1 protein-coding gene and 1 pseudogene are annotated in these 2,436 nt (G+C 53.1%); both read left to right on the top strand.

Features of this window, described 5'->3' with window-relative positions; translation table 11 throughout:
- Nucleotides 1-497 precede the first annotated feature (497 nt).
- Nucleotides 498-920, top strand: coding sequence for a translesion error-prone DNA polymerase V autoproteolytic subunit (gene umuD, locus FDW87_RS11565; RefSeq protein WP_137379774.1), 423 nt, complete (start codon nt 498-500; stop codon nt 918-920).
- Nucleotides 920-2,189 (top strand): annotated as a pseudogene (gene umuC, locus FDW87_RS11560) (translesion error-prone DNA polymerase V subunit UmuC). The gene umuD and the pseudogene umuC overlap by 1 nt, the downstream one beginning before the upstream one ends.
- Nucleotides 2,190-2,436: the final 247 nt, after the last annotated feature.

The following is a 2,436-nucleotide window of genomic DNA, read 5'->3' as shown; positions in this document are numbered from 1 at the left end:
TTAGATTTCAAAAACACAGGGAAGCAGGAACAGGAACAGGAACAGGAACAGGAACAGGAACCCGCCTCCGGCAATCCATGTTTTGAGGACATCACTGTTTTTAATACCGTTGAACATCAGCCGGTTGGCACACCAGTTCAGCATGGGGATGGCGTACAATCACAATGACGCCGGGCCTGAGCGATAAAGACGCCCGTCCCGTGTCCATCCGGACGCGGCACACTGGCAGCGGGTGGCAGCCAGCTGCAGGCGGGCAGGAATGGTCGGGATAACCAGGGGATCAGTGGGAAGGGAAAATGGCAGAGAGGGAGCAGATGACATACCAACAGTTCTGCGCCAGTCCTCCACAGGGTTATTAACCGATTCTGTGGATAACCTGACATCTGTTTTTCCAGGCAGAACAGTTACCTGACGGGAAACAGCAAAATTTCACTTGCAGGACAGGAAATATCTTAAATAACACTGTATATGTAAACAGTTGTTTTAAGAGGTATGCCTTGTTACTTTTTGTAGCCCCCGAACAGGGGCCGGTGCAGTCCACTGCCCCGCTGTTCACCGAACGTTGCCCGGCAGGTTTTCCGTCGCCGGCCGCCGATTACACCGAAGAAGAGTTGGACCTGAATGCCTATTGTATCCAGCGCCCGGCTTCAACGTTCTTCGTCAGGGCAATCGGGGATTCAATGAAAGAGATGGGCCTGCATTCCGGCGATTTGATGGTGGTCGACAAAGCCGAAAAGCCGCTGCAGGGTGACATTGTCATCGCGGAAACTGATGGCGAGTTCACCGTTAAGCGCCTGCAGCTGAAGCCCCGTATCGCCCAGCTTCCGATGAATCCGGCCTACCCCACGCTCTATCCGGAAGAACTGCAGATTTTCGGGGTTGTGACGACTTTTATGCACAAAACCCGGAGCACAGACTGATGTTCGCTTTGGCTGACGTTAACAGCTTTTACGCGAGCCGCGAGAAAGTATTTCGTCCCGATTTGCGTGACAGGCCTGTGGTGGTCCTGAGTAACAATGATGGTTGTGTTATCGCGCGTTCAAAAGAAGCGAAGCAACTGGGCATTAAAATGGGGGGGCGTGGTTTCAGCTGAAGTCGGTGAAATTTCCGGAGCCGGTCATTGCGTTCTCCAGTAATTACGCTCTCTACACATCGATGTCGAACAGGGTCATGGTTCATCTGGAAACGCTGGCGCCATGCGTTGAGCAGTACTCCATTGATGAGATGTTTCTCGACGTGCGGGGTATTGACAGTTGCATCGATTTCGAGGATTTCGGCCGGCAGCTTCGAGAGCACGTTCGTTTCGGCACAGGGCTGACCATCGGCGTCGGAATGGGACCGAGCAAAACGCTGGCTAAAAGCGCGCAATGGGCGTCGAAAGGATGGTCACAGCTCGGGGCGTGCTTGCCCTGACGTTACACAATCAGAAACGAACGGAGAAACTGCTGTCACTGCAGCCGGTGGGGGAAATCTGGGGTGTGGGCCGCAGGATCTCCAAGAAGCTGAACACAATGGGGATCACCACAGCACTACAGCTGGCCCGCGCGAATCCAACGTTCATCAGGAAAAATTTCAATGTGGTTCTGGAGAGAACGGTTCGGGAACTCAATGGAGAAAGCTGTATTTCACTGGAGGAAGCACCGCCCCCCCAAACAGCAGATAGTCTGCAGCAGAAGCTTTGGAGAACGAGTCACGACTTATGAAGCGATGCGGCAGTCAGTCAGCACGCTGAACGTGCCGCCGAAAAGCTGCGTGGGGAACGGCAGTTCTGCAGGCATATTGCCGTGTTTGCGAAAATATCGCCGTTCGCCGTAACTGATCCCTACTACGGTAATCTGGCCATTGAAAAACTGCTCATCCCCACGCAGGATACACGGGACATCATTGCCGCTGCCGTCAGAGCTCTGGACAGGGTCTGGGTGGATGGTCACCGTTACGCAAAGGCAGGCTGTATACTGAACGATTTCACGCCAACCGGGGTATCGCATCTTAATTTGTTTGATGAAGTACAGCCGCGAGAACGGAGCGAGCAACTGATGCAAGTCCTGGATAGAATAAACCATTTAGGACTTGGGAAAGTCTGGTTTGCGGGACGCGGGATTGCGCCAGAATGGCAGATGAGGAGAAAAATGCTGTCGCCGGCATATACGACTCGCTGGAGTGACCTCGCTTCTGCGAGAATACGATAATGTGAGTAGAATATTTTTATTTTCATATCTTCATAGAATTTAATATCAACCAAGTTCCGTACAAGTGGATCATCAGACAGCGGCAAAACTGAGTGGAGCCACGGACCCAGATGCCCCCCGACAGCGGCAGCACTGTTTGGGACCACGGTCCCAGATAACCATCTGACCACGGTAGAACTGTGTGGGATCACGGCCCCAGATAACCATCTGACCACGGCAGAACTGTGTGGGACCACGACCCCAGATA

The sequence above is a fragment of the Citrobacter sp. wls826 genome (genome assembly GCF_005281245.1).
Taxonomy (GTDB): domain Bacteria; phylum Pseudomonadota; class Gammaproteobacteria; order Enterobacterales; family Enterobacteriaceae; genus Citrobacter; species Citrobacter braakii.
The sequence above is the reverse complement of the archived record's forward strand: the minus strand, read 5'-3'. Positions and strand labels throughout refer to the sequence as shown.